The following is a 19,985-nucleotide window of genomic DNA, read 5'->3' as shown; positions in this document are numbered from 1 at the left end:
GTAACACCCATGCGGGCAACAGATGGCTCACGGTCGAGGAGGCGGAGAGTCCGGTTGTGCCGGCCCCGCACTCCGGCTAACGGGTAGGGCCGAGGCCGCCCTCGTCGTTGCCCGGGTCGGGCTGGCAGGTGCGGCACAGTTCGTGATCCCCGTCGCGGGTGACGACGGTTCCCCAGCCGAGGCACTGCGTGCAGTCGCGGGCGAGGCGCACGTCGGGGCGGGGGGACGGGAACGGACTGTGGTGACGGGCTCCGTAAGCCATGCGGGAAGCGGCTCCTTGGGATGATGGGTCGCTGGCCGGATGGCTTCCATTATGTCCTACTTTTTCCTTATGTCAGTGACGGGTGTCACTGGGTGCCACCTTCAGCCCAGATTTCCAAGGCGCGCGTCCCGCCACAGGTCCACGCCGCCCTCGGTGGCGTACTTGTCGATCTCGGCCAGTTCCTCGGCGCTGAAATCGAGGTTCTCCAGCGCGGCCACGTTCTGCTCCAGCTGCTCGGTGCGCGAGGCGCCGACGACCAGCGAGGTGACCCGCTCGTCGCGCAGCGCCCAGGCCAGGGCCATCTGGGCCAGTGTCTGCCCGCGCCGGGCGGCGATGTCGTTCAGTGAGCGCAGCCGCCGGCGCATGTCCTCGGTCAGCCACCCCGGGTCGAACGACGTGCCCGCCGCGGCCCGCGAGTCCTGCGGCACGCCGTCCAGGTAGCGGCCGGTCAGCAGCCCCTGGGCGAGCGCCGTGAAGCCGATGACACCAAAGCCCTCCTCCTCGGCCGCCTCCAGCAGGCCGTCGGTCTCGATCCAGCGGTTGAGCATGCTGTACGACGGCTGGTGGATCAGCAGCGGGGTGCCCAGGTCGCGGAGGATGGCAGCCGCCTGCCGGGTGCGCTCGGCGTCGTAGGAGGAGATGCCGACGTACAGGGCCTTGCCCTGGCGTACCGCGGTGTCGAGCGCGCCCATCGTCTCCTCCAGCGGGGTGCTCGCGTCCAGCCGGTGGGAGTAGAAGATGTCCACGTAGTCCAGGCCCGTGCGGCGCAGGGACTGGTCCAGCGAGGCCAGCACGTACTTCCGGGACCCGCCGCCCTGTCCGTAGGGGCCGGGCCACATGTCCCAGCCCGCCTTGGTGGAGATCACCAGCTCGTCCCGGTACGGCGCGAGGTCCTGCTTGATGAGCCGGCCGAAGTTGATCTCGGCCGCCCCGTAGGGGGGACCGTAGTTGTTGGCCAGGTCGTGGTGGGTGATCCCGAGGTCGAAGGCGCGCAGGGCGATCTCGCGCTGGGTCTCGAAGGGGCGGTCGTCGCCGAAGTTGTGCCAGTAGCCCAGGGACAGGAGCGGAAGGTCCAGTCCCGAGCGGCCGGTGCGCCGGTAGCGCATGGTGCCGTCGTAGCGAGCGGGGTCCGCGACGTGGTTCATCGGGTCGTCTCCGGGTGGTGCCGTAGGGGTGCCCGTCGTGTGCGAGGGGGGCTCGTCTCACCCTGCGCCTTCATGATTCGTAAGTCCAACCGCTGCCTCTCATGGCATTGAGCGTTCGGATTTCTGAATCGGCCGGAGGCGGTCCGCGCTGTTCGATCCTACGAACTTCCCGCGGGACGTCTTACCGGCCGCCAGAGTGTCTGATAGGAAACTTTCCTACCAGTCCCCCGTACGGACCAACTCGCCACCCCCCACCCCTACTTGGAGTCCTCGTGGAGCACACAGACCGCGCATCAGCAGCCTCCGCCCACCTCTCCCGCCGGACCGTCGTAGCCGTCCTCGGTGCCGTCGCCTCCGGTGCGCTGCTCGGCGCCGAGCGCGTCGCGGCGGCACCGGAGGCACGGGCGGCCGCGCCGGGCCTCGACGACCCGGCGAAGAAGGAGATCGCCATGAAGCTGGTGTCGAGCGCGGAGAACTCCTCGCTCGACTGGAAGGCCCAGTACAAGTACATCGAGGACATCGGCGACGGGCGCGGCTACACCGCCGGCATCATCGGCTTCTGCTCCGGCACCGGCGACATGCTCGACCTCGTCCAGCTCTACACCGACCGGAGGCCCGGCAACGTCCTGGCCAAGTACCTGCCGGCCCTGCGCCGGGTCAACGGCAGCGACTCGCACGACGGCCTGGACCCCAACTACCCCAGGGACTGGCGCAGGGCGGCCCAGGACTCCGCGTTCCAGCAGGCGCAGAACGACGAGCGCGACCGCGTCTACTTCAACCCCGCGGTCGCCCAGGCCAAGGCGGACGGGCTGCGCGCCCTCGGCCAGTTCAGCTACTACGACGCCATCGTCATGCACGGCGACGGCGACGACCCCACCAGCTTCCGCAACATCCGCAAGCGCGCCCTGCGCAGCGCCAAGCCGCCGGCGCAGGGCGGCAACGAGACGACGTACCTGGGCGCCTTCCTCGACGCCCGGGTGTGGGCCATGAAGCAGGAGGAGGCGCACAGCGACACCAGCCGCGTCGACACCGAACAGCGGGTCTTCCTGCGCAACGGCAACCTCGACCTGAACACACCGCTGGACTGGAAGGTGTACGGGGACAGCTACCACATCGGCTGACAGTCCCAGGAGTGACGCGGCAGGTCCACGGCGCCCGGAACGGGGAGCGTCGCCGAGCGCTGTGGCCTGCGGACGAAGGACGTGCGCGCGCACAGTCACCGCCCGGTAGACCTCCGCTACGGCTGCCGCGGCCACCGCGAACCGGGCGGAACGGGCGAGCCGTCACGGGGCCTTGACGGCGGGTCCGGGCCGGGTCTGCTCCACGCGCCGGTGGTGCACTCGCACGTAGGCCCTCTGACAAGGGAAGATGGGTCGCGAGCGATCGAACACACCGATGCGGAGGAAACGGACTCATGCCGCACGAGCGAGCGGGCCGGCCGGCCGGTCCCGAGGACCTTGTCGACGTGGCCCGGCTGGTCACGGCGTACTACGCACTGCACCCGGACCCGGCCGACCCGGGGCAACGGGTGGCGTTCGGGACGTCGGGACACCGAGGCTCGTCCCTGGCAACAGCCTTCAACGAGGACCACATCGCCGCCACCAGCCAGGCCATCTGCGAGTACCGCGCGGCCCAGCGCGTGGACGGCCCCCTGTTCCTCGGCGCCGACACGCACGCCCTGTCCGAGCCCGCGAAGGTCACCGCCCTCGAGGTGTTCGCCGCGAACGACGTGACCGTGCTCGTCGACAGCGCGGACGGCTACACCCCGACACCCGCCGTCTCACACGCCATCCTGACGTACAACCGGGGCCGCACCTCCGGCCTCGCCGACGGCGTGGTCGTCACCCCGTCGCACAACCCGCCCGCCGACGGTGGCTTCAAGTACAACCCGCCCAGCGGCGGCCCGGCGGCCTCGGACGCGACCTCCTGGATCCAGGACCGGGCCAACCAGATCATCGCGGGCGGCCTGAAGGACGTCCAGCGGCTGCCGTACACCCGTGCGCTCGCCGCGGACACGACCCAGCGGTACGACTTCCTCGGCACCTACGTCGGCGACCTGCCGAGCGTCCTCGACCTCGACGCGATCCGCGCGGCCGGCGTGCGCATCGGCGCCGACCCGCTCGGCGGCGCGTCCGTCGCCTACTGGGGCCGGATCGCCGAGGAGCACGGCATCGACCTCACCGTGGTCAACCCGCACACCGACCCCACCTGGCGGTTCATGACGCTGGACTGGGACGGCCAGATCCGCATGGACTGCTCCTCGCCCTACGCGATGGCCTCCCTGATCGAGCAGCGCGACCGCTTCCGCATCGCCACCGGCAACGACGCCGACGCCGACCGGCACGGCATCGTCACTCCGGACGCGGGCCTGATGAACCCCAACCACTACCTCGCGGTCGCCATCTCCTACCTCTACCGGCACCGCGAGCAGTGGCCCGCCGACGCCGGCATCGGCAAGACGCTCGTCTCCTCCTCGATGATCGACCGCGTCGCCGCCGACCTGAACCGTCAACTGGTCGAGGTGCCCGTCGGGTTCAAGTGGTTCGTGGACGGGCTGGCCGGCGGCACCCTCGGGTTCGGCGGCGAGGAGTCGGCCGGCGCGTCCTTCCTGCGCCGCGACGGCTCGGTGTGGACCACCGACAAGGACGGCATCCTCCTGGCCCTGCTCGCCTCCGAGATCACGGCGGTCACGGACCGGACGCCGTCGGAGCACTACGCCGGCCTCACCGCCCGCTTCGGCGCACCCGCCTACGCGCGCATCGACGCCCCCGCGACCCGCGAACAGAAGGCGCTGCTGGCGAAGTTGTCGCCGGCCCAGGTCACCGCCGACACCCTCGCCTCAGAGGCGGTCACCGGAATCCTCACCGAGGCGCCGGGCAACGGCGCCGCCATCGGCGGGATCAAGGTCACCACCGCCAACGCCTGGTTCGCGGCCCGTCCTTCGGGCACCGAGGACGTCTACAAGATCTACGCCGAGTCGTTCCTCGGCCCCGCCCACCTCGCCCGGGTGCAGGAGGAGGCCAAGGGCGTGGTCCAGGCCGCGCTCGGCGGCTGAGACCCCAGGACGGTACGACGACCGTACGACGGCCTCCGCGATGCGTGCGCGGAGGCCGTCGCCGCGCCTGCTCAGCCGCGTCCGCGCCCCTGCTCCAGCCGGTCCAGCACGGCCTGCGCCATGGCGGCCTCGCCCTTGGCGTTGGGGTGTGCGGGGGCCGCGGGCGAGGCGGGCCGGAGCGGCTCGATCCAGCGGTCCGCGGGCGCCTTGCACATGTCGTGGCCGACCGTGGGGCCGTAGGTGTCGACGTAGGCGACCCGGTTCCAGGCGGCCACCGCGCGCAGCATCAGGTTCAGCCGCTTCTCGGTGTCACGCAGATAGGGGAAGTCCCGCTGCGCGAACGGCACCGCGGGGAAGCAGCCGGTGCCGTCGTCCGGCAGCAGGTCCGGGTAGCCGACGAGGAGCACGCGCGCGTGCGGCGCGCGGGCGTGCACGGCCCGCAGCACCCGGTCGATCTTCGGCGCCGTCTCCAGGACGGTCAGCGCCAGCCGGTCGTATCCCGACGCCTTGTACGAGCGCTCGCAGGGGTTGCCCGTCGGGTCCTGGGCGGCGAGGCGGGCGCAGGTGCCGATGATCGAGCCGAAGCCGACGTCGTTGCCGCCGATCTGCACCGTCACCAGGTCGGTGTCCCGGTTCAGCGCATCGAGCTGCGGGCTGTTGGTGCCCTGCGGCTGCCACATCTCGTCGGTCGTGGCCCCGCCGCAGCTCACGTCCTTGAACGCGGTCACGCCGCGCTGCGCCGCCACGAGCGAGGGGTAGTTGTGGTCGGAGCGGGCGCAGTTGGTGTCCATCTGGTTCGGGATGAGCGGGCCCGAGGTGTAGGAATCCCCGAGGGAGACGTACGAGAGGTCGTGGCCGTGCGCGGCCGCGGGCACCGTCGATGCGGCGACGAGGGCGCAGCCCCCGAGTGCCGCCCCCAGTACGGCGGCTCGCCGCCGGCCTCTCGCCCCGTCTGCCGCCCGCGTGTCGTTCGCCATGGAATCCTCCCCCTGAGGCCGGGACATCGCACGGAGCCCGCACCGAAGAGGTCCGCGCGTTCAACTGGGCCTGTATACCGTCCGGTAGGTCTCGCAGACCAGAAGCGGGAACGAACATTCGTGCCCGCGGGGGAGGGGCTCCGGGTGCGCGATCCGACGGCGGAGCGTCTGCGCACACCTGGACGACAAGCGGACATGACGCGCACCCCCGTGTCACCCGGCCGGGTGTTCTCCGGTGAACCTTTGCCCGGGCGAATCGGTTCGGCCGTGAGCCTTCGATGATCATGCCCTGGTGAACCTGCTACGCCGAAGTGCCGTACGCCGCCGGGTCGTTCCGGCCGCGCTCGGCACCCTCAGTGTCCTGTCCCTGCTGTCCGCCCTGCCCGCCGCCGCGCAGCCGGCGCCGGGGGACGCCCCGCGTGCCGTTCCGCCGCCCCGGCCGGTCACGGTCGCCGAGGCGCGCACGGACGCCTACCTCCGGTCCGTCCGGAACCGGTCCGAGGCACTGCGCGCCTTCTTCCGGCAGCTCCCGAAGGGCGGGGATCTGCACAACCACCTCTCCGGCGCGGTGTCCACGGAGTACCTCATCGAGCTGGCCGCCGAGGACGGGCTGTGCGTCGACACCGCGACGCTGACCGCCGTCGCCCCGCCCTGCGGCCCGGGCACCCGCCCGGCGGCCGACGCCCGCACCGACCGCGCCTTCCACGACGCGCTGGTGCGCGCCTGGTCCATGCAGGACTTCCCGCCCGACCGGAGCGGCCACGACCACTTCTTCGACACCTTCACCAAGTTCGGGGAGGTCACCTGGCGGCACCGCGGCAAGCTGCTCGCCAGGGTCGCCGACGACCTCGTGGGGCAGAACCAGTCCTATCTGGAGACGATGGTCACCCCGGCCTCCGACAGTGCGAAGAACCTGGCCGCCCGGGTCGGCTGGGACGACGACCTCGCCGCGCTGCACCGCAGGCTGATCGAGGGTGGCAAGCTGGACCGGGTGGTGGCCGAGGCCCGCAAGGAGGCCGACGACGGCGACGCCGAGTTCCGCGCCACCGAGCACTGCGGCACCGCACAGGCCCGCCCCGCCTGCGGGCTCACGATCCGCTGGATCTCCCAGGCGTCCAGGGGAAGTTCACCGGAGCGCGTCTTCACCCAGCTCGCCCTCGGCATGCGGCTGGCCGAGGCCGACCCGCGCTTCGTCGCCGTCAACCTCGTCCAGCCGGAGGACTGGGACAGCTCGCTGCGCAACTACCGCTTGCAGATGCGCATGGTCGGATACCTGCGCACCCAGTACCCCAAGGCCCATGTCACCCTGCACGCCGGCGAGTTGTGGCCCGGTCTGGTCAAGCCCGAGGACCTGAAGTTCCACATCGGTCAGGCGGTGGCCGTCGCCCGCACCGAGCGGATCGGGCACGGCGTCGACCTCGTCCACGAGGACGGCTGGCAGCAGACCGCCCGGACCATGGCGGCCCGCCGGGTCGCCGTCGAGGTGCCCTTCTCCAGCAACGCCCAGATCCTCGGCGTCAAGGGCGCCGACCACCCCTTCGCCACCTATCTCCGGTACGGCGTCCCGGTCGTCCTCGCCACCGACGACCCCGGCGTGTCGCGCATCGACATCAGCCACGAGTACCAGTACGCCTCCGACACCTACAACCTGGGCTACCCCCAGCTCAAGGACCTGGCCCGCGCCTCCCTGGAGTACGCCTTCCTGCCCGGCGCGAGCCTGTGGCAGGGCAACCCCACCACAGCGGGCTACCGTCCGGTGCCGGCCTGCCGCGGTCAGCGGCCCGGCCTCCCCGTGACATCCGCGGCCTGCCGGCGCCTGCTGGACGACAGCGCGAAGGCCCGGCTCGAATGGCGGCAGGAAGCGGCGTTCGCGACCTTCGAGCAGACACACGCCCGCTCGGGCCGCTGACCGGCACCGGCCCTGCATCCACAGGGCCGGTTCTCCGGCCCGGCCGGGCGGTGCAGCGGAATGACAACGCCCGGCCGGAAAGCGGAGTTTGGCCGAGAGGCCCCCGTTGTACAAGCGGTGGACCGCATTCCACCCGCCCGCGGTGGATTCGTCCTCGCCAATACCGCCCGGTCGCGCCGTCCGTCCGGCGACCCCCACGTGCACCTCGTGTCACCCGCCCGCATCGTGCGCGTTTACGGTCCGCAACACATCGTCACAGGTTCACCGCACGACCTTCACGAAACGTGCACTTTCGGCCGATCGGGGTGCCGGGTGCCTTCGGCGGGGCAGACGCCGCGTCCGCCGCGTGCCTAGCCTCCCGGGCCATGCGATCACCTCTGATGAGACGCCTCGGTCTCACCGCCGTCCTCGCGTTCCTCCTCGCCGTCTTCGGTCTCGCGCCGGCCGCCGGCGCCGACCCCGCGCCGGCCGCGCTGAGCTTCAACACCGACAGCGCCACCACCACCCCCGGCGGCACGGTGCACCTGTCGATGACCATCACCAACAACAAGACCTACGACATCTGGTTCGTCTACCAGACCATCGACCCGACCTGGCTCACCACCCAGCGCCCCGACCTGAAGTACAGCTTCACCGGCTGCAGCCTGGCCACGGCCGGTGGCGGCACCGCCTGTTCCGGCACGGGCCCGGCCAACCTCGGCGGCAACTACGGTGCCACCATCCCGCCCGGCCAGAGCCGCACCGTCACGCTGACCCTGCAGGTCGCCGCCGACTCCGGCTGCAACGGCAACATCGGCTTCTGCTCGTACTACTACGCCGAGTTCAGCGACAGCACCAACACCAGCGCCGGGCCGGTCTACGCGCCCGAAACGCGGGTGCTCTGCGCCTGACGGACCAACCGGACGCAGGGTGCGAGTGACCTGAAACGGACGCTCGGGACAGGTCTCCACCCGGTCTGGACCACTGGCACTTCGCCCGGCGGGCCACCACGGCCCGCCGGTGCGCCGTCCACGGCCCGGACCAGCACGCCGAAGTCGACGGACCGCCGCCATCCCCGCGCGGCGGCGACGGGAAAACGGGCCGTCGGGTTGCCTGGCGCCGCCGTTGGACACCTGCACTTTTCCGTCATGTTTCGTAAGTCGACCACAAAAGCTACACAGAGCCATCACCATGTGACGCGACGGATGCGTCGACGACCGGCTTCTGAGGGGGCGCCGGGGTCGCGCAAGGGGGGTGCGTCCGCTCCATGGAGCCGTGCTCCCCCCTGCCCGGGGAGGGGACTTCACCGCATGAAGCGGACCTTACGCACCACCGCACTGACGGTGGGCGCGCTCATCGCCGCGCTCGGACTGCCGGCCGGACCGGCCCAGGCCGACACCACGGCACCTCGCATCGACCTGAGAATCCTGGTGGTCGGCGACGGCGGCCCGGCCACCGACGCCATCGCCGCCGAACTCGACGCGGCCGGAACGCCGTACACCGAGGTCGACCTGACCCGGTCCGACCGGCCCACCATCGACGCCGCCTTCCTCGCCGACACCGTCGACGGGCGGCCCCGCGCCAAGTACCAGGCCGTCGTCCTGCCGAACGACAACCCGTTCGCCGCAGGCTCCGCCGAGATGGCCGCGCTCACCTCCTACGAGCAGACGTACGCCGTCCCCCAGGTCGACGCCTACACCTACGCCCGCCCCGAAGCAGGCCTGCAGTACCCCGTCTTCGGCGGCTACTCCGGCAGCATCGACGGCGTCCAGGCCCAGGTCACCGCCGCCGGAAAGGCCGGACCCTTCGGCTACCTCGACGGTGCGGTCCCCTTCGAGGACAACTCGCCCTCCGTCGGCGAGAGTTACGCCTACCTGTCGACGCCCGCGGCCGGCGCCGACTTCACCCCGTACGTCCAGGCGCCCATCCCGGGCACCGCCAAGCAGGGCTCGCTGGTCGGCGAGTACCGCCACGACGGGCGGCGCGAGCTGGTCGTCACCTTCGTCTACAACCAGTACCAGCAGCAGTTCCGGCTGCTGGCCCGGGGCATCGTGGAGTGGATGACCGGCGGCGTGCACCTCGGCGCCGCCCGCAACTACTTCGCCGTGCACGTGGACGACGTCTTCGCCGCCGACGACCGCTGGGACACCCAGCTCAACTGCACGCCCGGCGACGTCGACTGCACGGGCGGGGCCGGCACCCCCAACCCGATCCGCATGACCGCGGCCGACGTCGACCACGCCACCGCCTGGCAGAACAGCCACCACTTCACCCTCGACCTCGTCTACAACGGCGCGGGCAGCGTCGACCAGCGCGAGGACAACAACGGCGTCGACCAGCTCGCCGACGAACTCGTCGCCGACCGCAGCCAGTTCCGCTGGGTCAACCACACCTACACGCACGCCTTCCTCGGCTGCGAGCAGAACACCACCGTGGTGCCCTGGACGTGCCAGACCAACGCCGACGGCAGCACCAAGTGGGTCAGCCGGAGCACCATCGACTACGAGATCGCCACCAACCGCGCCTGGGGACAGGCCAACGGACTGCCCCTCCAGACCGACGAGTTGGTCACCGGTGAACACTCCGGCCTCAAGCTCCTGCCGCAGCAGCCCGCCGACAACCCCAACCTCGCCACGGCCCTCGCGGACAACGGCATCGACTGGCTCGCCTCGGACAACTCCCGTGACCCCGACCAGCGCACGGTCGGCCCCGCCACCACCGTCTCGCGCTACCCGATGAACGTCTTCTACAACGCGGGCCGGGCCGCCGAGCAGGTCGACGAGTACAACTGGATCTACACCAGCCGCGCCCAGGGCGGCAGCGGCATCTGCGAGGACAACCCCGCCACCACCACCTGCCTGAGCGCGCCGCTGAACACCAGCACCGGCTACGGCGACTACATCGTGCCGCTGGAGACCCGCATCGCCCTAGGGCACGTCCTGTCCAACGACCCCAAGCCGCACTTCATCCACCAGTCGAACCTCGCCGAGGACCGCATCGCCTACCCGGTCCTGAACGGCGTACTCGACGGCTACGACGCCCTGTTCGCGGACAACACCCGGCTGGTGAACCCGAGAATGAAGGACATCGGCATCGAACTGCAGCGCCGTGCCGCCTGGAAGAGGGCCATGAGCGCCGGTCAGATCACCGCCTACCGCATCGGCGACGCCGTGACCGTACAGGCGCCGAACGGTGTCGACGTCACCGCGACCCTGCCCACAGGCACCACGCTCGGCGGCACCGCCTTCGGCAGCGCGTACGCGGGCGCGGTGTCCGGCTGGACGTCCTCCACCGGCAGCGCGCTCACCTTCACCCTGCCATCGACCACCTCGGCCCCGGCCGCGGCCAAGGCCGCGAAGGCACCGGCCACCCGACCCGCGCCGCGCGCCAAGGTCCCCGCGGGCGTGACCGAGCAGGTCCCGTACACCCCGGACAGCTGAACGGCGCACCGAATCGAGGTCCCGGCCGCCCACCAGCGGCCGGGACCGGCACGACCACCCCACTTCTTTGCGTGGAGCACATCAATGCACGTTCACCACGGCGCGCGCAGCCCCGGCGCGACGCGCGTCACCCTGCTCACCGAAGGCACCTACCCGCACAGCCACGGCGGCGTCAGCGTCTGGTGCGACCAACTCGTCCAGGGCATGCCCGACCTCGACTTCGACGTCATCGCGGTCACCGGCACCGGCCGCGAACCCGTCGTATGGGACCTGCCCGCCCACGTCCGCAACGTACGGTCCGTCCCCATGTGGGGCGCCCCGCCCGAGGGCCGCCCGCCCCGCGGCCGGGCCCGCAACCGACTGGCCGCCGCCTACGAGCGGTTCCTGACCGCGCTGCTCGACCCGCGCGCCGAGGACGGCTTCGCACCCGCCCTGTACACGATGGCGCGGGCCGCCGCGGACGGCACCCTGAGCCCGTTCCTGCGCGGCGACCGGGCGATCGCCATCCTCGCCGCGGTGTGGAACCGTCCCGGACTCGCCGTCCGCGAGGCCCGGCCCACCCTGCACGACGCGGTCACCGCGACCGCCCTCCTCGAACACGCCCTGCGCCCCCTGGCCGCACCCTCACCCCGGGGCGGAGTCGCCCACGCGGTCAGCGGTGGTGTCGCCGTCCTGCCGGGCCTGGCCGGCCTCGACCGGTACGACGTCCCGCTGCTCCTCACCGAGCACGGCGTCTACCTGCGCGAACGCTACCTCGGCTACCGCACCGCGCCCTACCGCTGGCCGGTGAAGGCCCTCGTGCTCGGCTTCTTCCGGCTGCTCGCCGAGGAGAGCTACCGGCGGGCCGCCCTGATCACCCCGGGCAACCGCTACAACCGGCTGTGGGAGGAACAGGGCGGCGCCGCACCGGAGTCGATCCGCACGGTCTACAACGGCGTGGACCCCGCCGCCTTCCCGCCGGCCGGGCCCGAGCCCGACGCACCCACGCTGAGCTGGGCGGGCCGCGTCGACCCGATCAAGGACCTGGAGACCCTCATACGAGCCTTCTCCCAGGTCAGGGATCGAATACCCGAGGCGCGGCTGCGTCTGTTCGGCGGCACGCCCCGGGGCGGAGAGGCCTACCGAGAGCGGTGCGAGGCGCTCGCGGCCGAGCTGGGACACGCGGACGCCGTCACCTTCGAGGGCCGCGTCGACGACATCAAGGACGCCTACGCGGCCGGCAACGTCGTGATGCTGTCCAGCATCAGCGAGGGCTTCCCGTTCACCCTCATCGAGGCCATGTCCTGCGGCCGGGCGACCGTCTCCACCGACGTCGGCGGCGTACGGGAGGCCGTCGGCGACGCCGGGCTCGTCGTCCCGCCGCGCGACCCGGCCGCCATGGCCGCGGCCGCCCTGGAACTGCTCGCCGACCCAGAGCGGCGCCGGGCGATGGGGGAGGCGGCCCGGCTGCGGGTGATCGAGCAGTTCACCCTGCGCCGGACCATCGACACCTTCCGCTCCATCTACCTCGAACTGCCCATGCTCACAAGGCCGTTGGCAGCCGAGCCCGTGCTGCCCCAGGACACCCGTGCCGATGCCGGGAGCCTGGCCGGATGAGCGGACCGATGGCACTCGAACCGGGCGGAACGGAACAGGACACACTGGCCCTCCGGCTCGCCGGGACCCCCGCACGCGGCCGCCGCGGCGACGACCACACCCTCGCCCTCCGGCTGCCGCGGCAGGGCCCGGACGAGGAGGCGGTGAGCCGTCTCGCCGCCGAACTCGCCGACCGCATCGGCCCCGCCGTCCACCCCTACGAGGTGGCCGCCCTGCTGGAGGCCGAGGGTCTGTCCGCCGAGGTGATCAGGGAACGGTACGGCCACCCCAACCTGTTCTCGCTCGCCACGGCCCTGTACGAGCAGGTGCCCCGAACTTTCCCGGAACCGGCACCGGCGGCCGACCCCTGGCGCCCGGACCACGTGCGGTGCCTGCTGCGCGGCTTCCTGTTCGCCCTGCCGGGGCTCGCCTATCTGCTCACCGCACCGCTGTGGCACCCCGGCCGGCATGCCACGGCACTGGTCGTCGCGGGGCTGGTCTCCTGGGCGTGGGGGCAAGGGCTCGGCCACCGGGCGTACTTACGGATGGCCACCGGGCGACGGGAAGCTGCCCGCACGCTGCTGACCGGGGCGCCCGTGGGCGCGGCGCTGGCCACGGCCGCCGCCGTACCGCCGGCCGACGGCGGCCCGGTGATCCTGGCAGCGGCAGCACAGTCGCTGTATCTGGCCGCGGCGGGCGTGCTGCTCGTCCTCGCCCGCGAGCGGCTGCTGCTCGCCGCGCTCACCCCGCTGATCGCCGGCGCCGGCGTACTGCCCTGGTGGGAACCGGGAACCCTGCTGCGGGCCGGGCTCCCCCTGCTGGCCCTGCCGGCGACGCTCGCCGTCACCGCGCACGCCCTGCGCAGTGCCCACACCGCCCCGGCCGCTCCCGAGGACGGACGACCCCGCCTGGTGTGGTCCCTGCCGTACGGGCTTTTCGGCCTCGCCGCCGGCCTGCTGGTGCTGGCGGAGGGCCGGCAGGCGCCGTACGCGGTGATCGTGTTGACTGTGAGTATGGGGCCGGCCGAGTGGCTGCTGTACCGCTACCGGGGCCTGTCCGTCGCCGCACTGCGCGCGGCCGCCACCCCCGCAGGATTCCTCCTGCGCTCCGCCGCTGTCCTCGGCCTCTGCCTGCTCGCCTATGTCCTCCCGCTGCTGCCCGCAGCGCTGCTCACCGGCGCCGAACCCGCCGCCCTGCTCCTGCTCGCCGCCACCCTGTGGACCGCGCTGCTCCTCCAGGCGTTCGGGACCGCCTGGCCGCCTGCCGTCATCTGCCTCGCCGCCGCGACCGCAGTCCTGTTTCTGCCACCCAGCGCGCTCGCCCTGCCGCTGTGCTGCGGCGCGGCCGCCCTGTGCCTGGCGGCGTGCGCGCTGCGGCTGCTCGGCCGGCCGGCTCGGCACGCCTGAACCGCTCCCTCCTCAGCAACCGACCGGAAGGACCCACGAGTTGACCTCCGCACCGCTCGCCGCCGTCACCGGAGCCGAGGGCTTCATCGGCTCCCATCTCACCGAGGCCCTGGTCGCCTCCGGGCACCGGGTCAGGGCCATGGCCCAGTACAACTCCTTCTCCTCCTACGGCTGGCTGGAGACCCTCGCCCCGGACGTCCTCGACCACGTGGAGATCGTTCTCGGCGACGTCCGCGACCCCGGCTCGGTCCGCGGTCTGCTCGAAGGCGCCGACGTCGCCTACCACCTGGCCGCGCTGATCGCGATCCCGTACTCGTACCAGGCACCGCACAGCTACGTGGACACCAACGTCACCGGCACCCTCAACGTGCTGGAGGCCGTCCGCGCCCTCGACACCCCCCGGCTGGTGCACACCTCCACCAGCGAGACCTACGGCACCGCGCAGACCGTGCCGATCACCGAGGACCACCCCATCAACACCCAGTCCCCGTACGCCGCTTCGAAGGCCGGTGGGGACCGGCTGGCCGACAGCTACCACGCCAGCTTCGACACACCCGTGGTCACCCTGAGGCCCTTCAACACCTTCGGGCCGCGCCAGTCCATGCGCGCGGTCATCCCCACCGTCATCGGCCAGGTCGCGGCGGGGGAGCGCACCATCACCCTCGGCGACCTGCGTCCCACCCGGGACTTCACCTTCGTCGAGGACACCGCGCAGGCGTTCCTCGCCGTGGGCACCGCGCCCGCCGAGCAGGTCGTCGGACGCACCTTCAACGCCGGTACCGGCGGTGAGATCTCCGTCGGCGACCTCGTCGCCCTGATCGGCAAGGTCATGGACACCGCCCTCGACGTCCGCGCGGACCCCGAGCGCATCCGGCCCGCGAACTCCGAGGTGATGCGGCTGGTCGCCGACGCCTCCCGGCTCGCCGCGGCCACCGGCTGGCAGCCCGCCCACACCCTCGAACAAGGCCTCGCGCACACCGTGGACTTCTTCCGCGACCCGGCCAACCTGGCCCGCTACAAGACCGGCATCTACAACATCTGACCCCGTCAGGCAAGGACAAGGAGGAGCCCCATGCACGCAGTGATCCTGGCGGGAGGCAAGGGCGTCCGGCTGCGCCCCTACACCACCGCACTGCCCAAGCCGCTCGTCCCCATCGGCGACCAGCACGCCATCCTGGAGATCGTGCTGCGCCAGCTGTCGGCCGCCGGCTTCACCCGCTGCACCATCGCGATAGGCCACCTCGGCGAGATCATCCGCGCCTACGTCGGCGACGGCTCCCAGTGGGGCATGGCCGTCGACTACGCGACCGAGGACAGCCCCCTCGGCACCATGGGCCCGCTGCTCACCCTGCGTGACCGGCTGCCCGAGACCTTCCTGGTCATGAACGGCGACATCCTCACCGACCTCGACTACGCCGACGTCCTGCGCCGGCACCAGGTCTCCGGAGCTCCGCTGACCATCGCGACGTACGCCCGCAAGGTGCACATCGACTTCGGGGTGCTGACCACGGACGCCACCAAGGTCGTCGCCTTCACGGAGAAGCCCAGCATGGACTACCGCGTCTCCATGGGCGTCTACGGCCTCAGCCGCTCGACTCTGGACGGGTACACGCCGGGCCTGCCGCTGGGCTTCGACGAACTGGTCCTCGACCTGCTGGCCGCCGAGAACCCGCCGCACGCCTACGAGTTCGACGGGTACTGGCTGGACATCGGCCGCCCCGACGACTACGACCGGGCGAACGCCGAGTTCACCACCCGCAAGTCGCTTCTGCTCAAGGGAGCCTGAGTACCGCATGCGCATTCTCGTCCTGGGCGGCACCGGATACCTGGGCCGCCACGTGGCAGAACGGCTGCGTGCCCTGCACGGCGCGCAGGTCCTCGCCGGCGGCCGCACCTCCGCCGCTCGGTTCCGCATCGACCTCGCCACGGACCGGCCGGAGCGGCTCGCGAAGACGCTGGCCGCGGCCGCGCCCGACGCCGTGGTCAACTGCGCGGGCGCGACCGGGGGCGATGCGGTGACCCTCGCGGAGGTCAACGCCCGCGGCCCGGCCGCGCTGTGCGCCGCACTCCGCGAGGCGGCGCCCACCGCCCGCCTGGTCCACCTGGGCTCGGCCGCCGAGTACGGGCCCGGCGTTCCGGACACCCCGGTGACCGAGTCGGCGCCCGCCTGCCCGGTCACCCCGTACGGCGTGACCAAGCTCGCGGGCACGGTCGCGGTGACCTCCGCCGCCCTGGACGGTGTGGTGCTCCGGGTCGGCAACCCGGTGGGCCCCGGAGCACCCGTCGCGAGCCTGCCCGGCCGCATCGCGGCCCAGCTGCGGGCGGCCGGCCGGGACCCCGAGGCGGTCCTGCGGCTCGGCGACCTGTCCGCCCACCGCGACTTCGTGGACGTACGCGACCTCGCCCGGGCGGTCGCCCTCGCGATCACAACTCCCGGTCCACTGCCTCCTGTTCTCAACATCGGCGGCGGAGGGGCCGTACCGGTACGGGAGTTGGTGCAGGGTCTGGCCCGGCGGGCGGAGTTCCGGGGGCGGCTGGAGGAGAACACGCAAGGCGCAGTCGGCTCGGCCCGCTCCGCCCGGGTGTCCTGGCAGTGCTCCGACATCACGGCCGCCGACCGCGCCCTCAGCTGGCGGCCCGTCCACGACCTGGACGACGCCCTCGACGCGCTGTGGGCGGCCACGGAGGTGAACGGACCCGTGGCATGAGCCTGTTGATACCGCTGTACGTGCATCCGGCCGAGGACCCCGGCGCCTGGCACCGGCTGATCACCGCGGCCGCCCGCACGTACGCGGTCGTGCTCAACCCCGCGAGCGGTCCCGGGACCGCCCCCGACCCCGCCTTCACGGCGGCCGCGCGGGCGCTCCGGGACGCGGGCGCCCGGCTGCTCGGGTACGTCGACACCGACTACGGCGTCCGGGACCGTGCCGAGGTCGTCGAGGACGTGCGCCGGCACCAGGAGTGGTATGGGGCCGATGGCTGCTTCCTCGACCGGGCGACCGCCACCGCGGAGGGCTTGTCGGGCTGCCGGCGCCTGGTCCGGGACGTACGACGGCTCGGCGCGGGGACGGTCGTCCTCAACCCGGGGGTCCACCCGGCCCCCGGGTACCTCCGGCTCGCCGACCTGACCGTCACGTTCGAGGGCCACTGGTCCACGTACGTCTCGGCGTTCACCAGACCGGTCTGGACGGCACGCCACCCGCCCGACCGGTTCTGCCATCTCGTCTACGGCGTGCCCGAGGCCCTCGTCCCCCTCGCCGTGCGCACCGCGCACGCCCGCGGTGCGGCGGTCTGCGGACCGGTGACGGGAGAACCGCCCAACCCGTGGGCCGGGTTGACGCCCGCGCTGACCTGGACGGAGGAATGACCTGCTCGGACGGTGTGAAAGGCTTGGAGGGTCCGCGTCCGTACGACCGAGGAGCGCCGCCCGCATGGCCGTCATCCACCACACCACCCTCAAGCCCACCAAGGTGGAACTCCTTGCCGACTGGCTGCCCACCCGGCCGTGGTACCGCGGCGGTGCGGACGCCCCCGTGCTGACGAAGTCCGGCGGCTTCCGGCTGGACGACCCCGCGGGCGAGGTCGGGATCGAGATCATGGTGGCCACCGACACCTCCACCGCCGAGCCGACCGCCTACCTGGTCCCGCTCACCTACCGCGGTGCGCCGCTGCCCGGGGCCGAGCACGCGCTCGTCGGCACGATGGAACACGGCGTGCTGGGCAGGCGCTGGGTCTACGACGGCTGCCACGACCCGGTGCTGGTGGCGGAGTTGCTGGCGCTGATCGAGGGCCGGGCGCAGGCCATGGCCCAGAGCATCTCGGACACCCCTGACCGGGAGGTGACCCGCTCCTACACGGGCGAGCCCTTCCCCCGGGTGGACCTCATCCCCGATCCGACCGCGCCGCACGGCACGACGCTCCACCTCCACCGCGTCCTCACGCCCGTCCCCGACAACCCGCCGCTGCCCGCCGAGCCGGTGGTCGGCCATGTCGCGAGTGGCTGGCCGGCACCGGACGGCACGCGCCTGCGGGCGGTGTTCATGGTCCTGGACACGCACTGATCTGATCCGGCGTCAGCCGATGCGGCATCAGGAGCCAGGTCACCCACTTCCCTTGTGCTTCTGGCATGCCCCGGTCAAATCTGTCACTCTTTCGGCAGTCCCCGCCCTGACCCCATGAGGGCGCGGCGCACCACCCGTACAGCGATCGCGCAACCCCATTCCACGGCCGCCCCGGCGCACCCCAGCCGACCGGGCGGCCTCGAGCAGGCGGAAATCCCGGCCGCCGCAAAGGAGTAGCGTGTGAGATCGACCCCCCACAGGGCCCTCGGCGCCGGTGCCCTCACCATCGTCGCGCTGGCCGCCCTCTCCCTCCCCGTCACCCCCGCCGCCGCCCAGCCCGCCCAGGAGCCGGTGGCCGCCGCCTGCACTCCGGCCCAGGCGGTCACCAACGGCGGCTTCGAAAGCGGCACCTCGCCCTGGACCCAGTCCTCGTCGAGCGTGATCACCAGCCGCACCGGCCAGAGCGCCCACGGCGGCTCCTCCTTCGCCTGGCTGAACGGAGTCGGCAGCACCCACACCGACACCCTCAGCCAGAGCGTCACCGTCCCGAGCGGGTGCAGCACCGCCACCCTCACCTTCTGGCTGCACATCGACACCGACGAGACGACCTCGTCCACCGCATACGACAAGCTGACGGCCAAGATCGGCAGCACCACGCTGGCGACCTACTCGAACCTCGACGACAACACCGGCTACGTGCAGAAGTCGTTCGACGTGTCGTCGTTCGCGGGCCAGACCGTGAACCTCACGTTCACGGGAACCGAGGACTACAGCCTCCAGACGAGCTTCGTCCTGGACGACATCGCCCTCGACACCTCCGGCGACACCACCCCGCCCCCGGCGGACTCGACGCGCACCCCGGCCGCGCCCTCCTACACCGTCAGCCTCAGCAGCGACACGAGCGGCACCGTCTGGAACGGGCACGAGACCGCGTCCTTCATCAACGCCTCCGCCACCGCGCTCAGCGAGGTGTACCTGAGGCTGTGGGACAACTACCACGGCACCTGCTCGGCCATGCCCATCACGGTCGGCAACGTCACCGGCGGCACCGCGGGCGCCCTCTCCGTGGACTGCACCGCCCTGAAGATCACCCTGCCCACGCCGCTGAACCAGGGGCAGACCGCCACCATCGGCTTCGACCTGGGCATCACCGTGCCCAGCGGCGCCGACCGGTTCGGTCACGACGGCGCCTTCAGCTTCATCGGCAACGCCCTGCCCGTCCTCGCGGTCCGCGACAGCGCCGGCTGGCACCTGGACCCGTACACCAACAACGGCGAGTCCTTCTACTCCCTGGCCGCCGACTTCAAGGTCACCCTCGACCACCCCAGCAGCCTGCTGGTCCCGGCCACCGGCACCTCCACCGACACCCCCGGCTCCAGCGGCCGTACGGTGACCACCGCCACCGCGTCCAAGGTCCGTGACTTCGCCTGGGCCGCCGGGCCCTTCACCAAGATCTCCGGCACCTCGTCCGGCGGCGTCCCGGTGAACATCTACTCCGTCTCGGGGATCAGCTCCTCCAGCGCCCAGTCGATGCTCAGCACCGCCAGGACCGCCGTCGACGCCCACGCAGCACGCTTCGGCGCCTACCCCTACGGCGAGCTGGACGCGGTCATCGACAACAACTACTGGTTCGGCGGGATGGAGTACCCGGGGTTCGTCCTCGACCTGGTCAGCACCACGGCGCTCACCCATGAGATCGGCCACCAGTGGTGGTACGGCATCGTCGGTGACGACGAGTACACCAGCCCGTGGCTGGACGAGGCGTTCACCGACTACGCCACCGACCTGGCCCTCGGCAAGAGCGGCAGCAACTGCTGGAGCAGCGTCTCCTGGGCCTCCAGCGCCGAGAAGATCACCAACTCGATGGCCTACTGGGACGCCCACTCGTCCCGCTACTCCACCGTGGTCTACGGCTACGGCAAGTGCGCCCTGCACGACCTGCGGCGCGTCCTCGGCGACACCGCCATGGCCAAGCTGCTCAAGGACTACGCGGCCGCGCACTGGTACGGAGTCTCGACCACGGCCGAGTTCAAGGCGGCCGCCCAGGCCGCCACGAGCACGGACCTGACCTCCTTCTGGACCCAGCACCGCATCGACGGCTGACCCCGCAGCGGCCGGGTGGGGGGGGGGGGGGGAGGGGGGGGAGAAGCGAAGAAAGGGGGATGGGGGCAAGGAA

The 19,985-nt window shown here is 71.9% G+C and carries 16 protein-coding genes; 13 read left to right on the top strand and 3 right to left on the bottom strand.

Features of this window, described 5'->3' with window-relative positions; translation table 11 throughout:
• Positions 1 to 76: 76 nt before the first annotated feature.
• Both ACZ5DS_RS19245 and mgrA read right to left on the bottom strand, forming a co-directional pair.
• A complete protein-coding gene (locus ACZ5DS_RS19245; protein ID WP_468239825.1) occupies positions 77 to 262 on the bottom strand; it encodes a hypothetical protein in 186 nt (61 codons plus the stop codon).
• A gap of 101 nt (positions 263 to 363) precedes the next feature.
• Positions 364 to 1,407, bottom strand: a complete 1,044-nt coding sequence (gene mgrA / locus ACZ5DS_RS19240) for an L-glyceraldehyde 3-phosphate reductase (RefSeq protein ID WP_468239822.1) — start codon at positions 1,405 to 1,407, stop codon at positions 364 to 366.
• Between the two features lie 272 nt (positions 1,408 to 1,679).
• On the opposite strand from mgrA, the gene ACZ5DS_RS19235 reads away from it, so the two are divergent.
• The gene (locus ACZ5DS_RS19235) at positions 1,680 to 2,528 is read left to right on the top strand and encodes a chitosanase (protein WP_468239819.1); all 849 of its coding nucleotides are present in this window, start codon (positions 1,680 to 1,682) and stop codon (positions 2,526 to 2,528) included.
• A gap of 293 nt (positions 2,529 to 2,821) precedes the next feature.
• On the top strand, positions 2,822 to 4,462 hold the full coding sequence (gene pgm, locus ACZ5DS_RS19230; protein WP_468239816.1) for a phosphoglucomutase (alpha-D-glucose-1,6-bisphosphate-dependent): 1,641 nt from the start codon (positions 2,822 to 2,824) through the stop codon (positions 4,460 to 4,462).
• Between the two features lie 71 nt (positions 4,463 to 4,533).
• On the opposite strand, the gene ACZ5DS_RS19225 is transcribed toward pgm, so the two are convergent.
• Positions 4,534 to 5,439 carry an SGNH/GDSL hydrolase family protein gene (locus ACZ5DS_RS19225; protein ID WP_468239814.1) on the bottom strand — a complete coding sequence of 302 codons (906 nt, stop codon included), beginning with the start codon at positions 5,437 to 5,439 and terminating at the stop codon, positions 4,534 to 4,536.
• A 292-nt stretch (positions 5,440 to 5,731) separates the two neighbouring features.
• Here ACZ5DS_RS19225 and ACZ5DS_RS19220 point away from each other — a divergent pair, with 292 nt between their 5' ends.
• The 11 genes from ACZ5DS_RS19220 (at position 5,732) to ACZ5DS_RS19170 (ending at position 19,912) form a co-directional block, all read left to right on the top strand.
• On the top strand, positions 5,732 to 7,348 hold the full coding sequence (locus ACZ5DS_RS19220; protein WP_468239811.1) for an adenosine deaminase family protein: 1,617 nt from the start codon (positions 5,732 to 5,734) through the stop codon (positions 7,346 to 7,348).
• A 365-nt stretch (positions 7,349 to 7,713) separates the two neighbouring features.
• Positions 7,714 to 8,238 carry a hypothetical protein gene (locus tag ACZ5DS_RS19215; protein ID WP_468239809.1) on the top strand — a complete coding sequence of 175 codons (525 nt, stop codon included), beginning with the start codon at positions 7,714 to 7,716 and terminating at the stop codon, positions 8,236 to 8,238.
• Between the two features lie 399 nt (positions 8,239 to 8,637).
• Entirely contained in the window at positions 8,638 to 10,767 is a 2,130-nt protein-coding gene (locus ACZ5DS_RS19210; RefSeq protein ID WP_468239806.1) for a hypothetical protein, read from the top strand.
• An 84-nt stretch (positions 10,768 to 10,851) separates the two neighbouring features.
• Positions 10,852 to 12,363, top strand: coding sequence for a GT4 family glycosyltransferase PelF (pelF, locus tag ACZ5DS_RS19205; protein WP_468239803.1), 1,512 nt, complete (start codon positions 10,852 to 10,854; stop codon positions 12,361 to 12,363).
• Positions 12,360 to 13,748: a hypothetical protein gene (locus tag ACZ5DS_RS19200; protein WP_468239801.1), complete on the top strand. Its 1,389-nt coding sequence runs from the start codon at positions 12,360 to 12,362 to the stop codon at positions 13,746 to 13,748. The genes pelF and ACZ5DS_RS19200 overlap by 4 nt, the downstream gene beginning before the upstream one ends.
• 40 nt (positions 13,749 to 13,788) lie before the next feature.
• Positions 13,789 to 14,790, top strand: coding sequence for a GDP-mannose 4,6-dehydratase (locus ACZ5DS_RS19195; RefSeq protein WP_468239799.1), 1,002 nt, complete (start codon positions 13,789 to 13,791; stop codon positions 14,788 to 14,790).
• Positions 14,791 to 14,820: 30 nt separating this feature from the next.
• Positions 14,821 to 15,534, top strand: a complete 714-nt coding sequence (locus tag ACZ5DS_RS19190) for a nucleotidyltransferase family protein (RefSeq protein WP_468239797.1) — start codon at positions 14,821 to 14,823, stop codon at positions 15,532 to 15,534.
• 7 nt (positions 15,535 to 15,541) lie between these two features.
• Positions 15,542 to 16,456, top strand: coding sequence for an NAD-dependent epimerase/dehydratase family protein (locus tag ACZ5DS_RS19185; RefSeq protein ID WP_468239794.1), 915 nt, complete (start codon positions 15,542 to 15,544; stop codon positions 16,454 to 16,456).
• Entirely contained in the window at positions 16,453 to 17,115 is a 663-nt protein-coding gene (locus ACZ5DS_RS19180; protein WP_468239792.1) for a spherulation-specific family 4 protein, read from the top strand. Before ACZ5DS_RS19185 ends, ACZ5DS_RS19180 begins: the two co-directional genes overlap by 4 nt.
• Before the next feature lie 64 nt (positions 17,116 to 17,179).
• Complete coding sequence (locus tag ACZ5DS_RS19175; protein ID WP_468239790.1) at positions 17,180 to 17,809, top strand: maltokinase N-terminal cap-like domain-containing protein; 630 nt, start codon at positions 17,180 to 17,182, stop codon at positions 17,807 to 17,809.
• 240 nt (positions 17,810 to 18,049) lie between these two features.
• On the top strand, positions 18,050 to 19,912 hold the full coding sequence (locus ACZ5DS_RS19170; protein WP_468239787.1) for a M1 family metallopeptidase: 1,863 nt from the start codon (positions 18,050 to 18,052) through the stop codon (positions 19,910 to 19,912).
• Positions 19,913 to 19,985 lie beyond the last annotated feature (73 nt).

The sequence above is a fragment of the Streptomyces sp. NPDC031100 genome (genome assembly GCF_055570785.1).
This window is presented reverse-complemented; position numbering and strand designations above follow the sequence as displayed.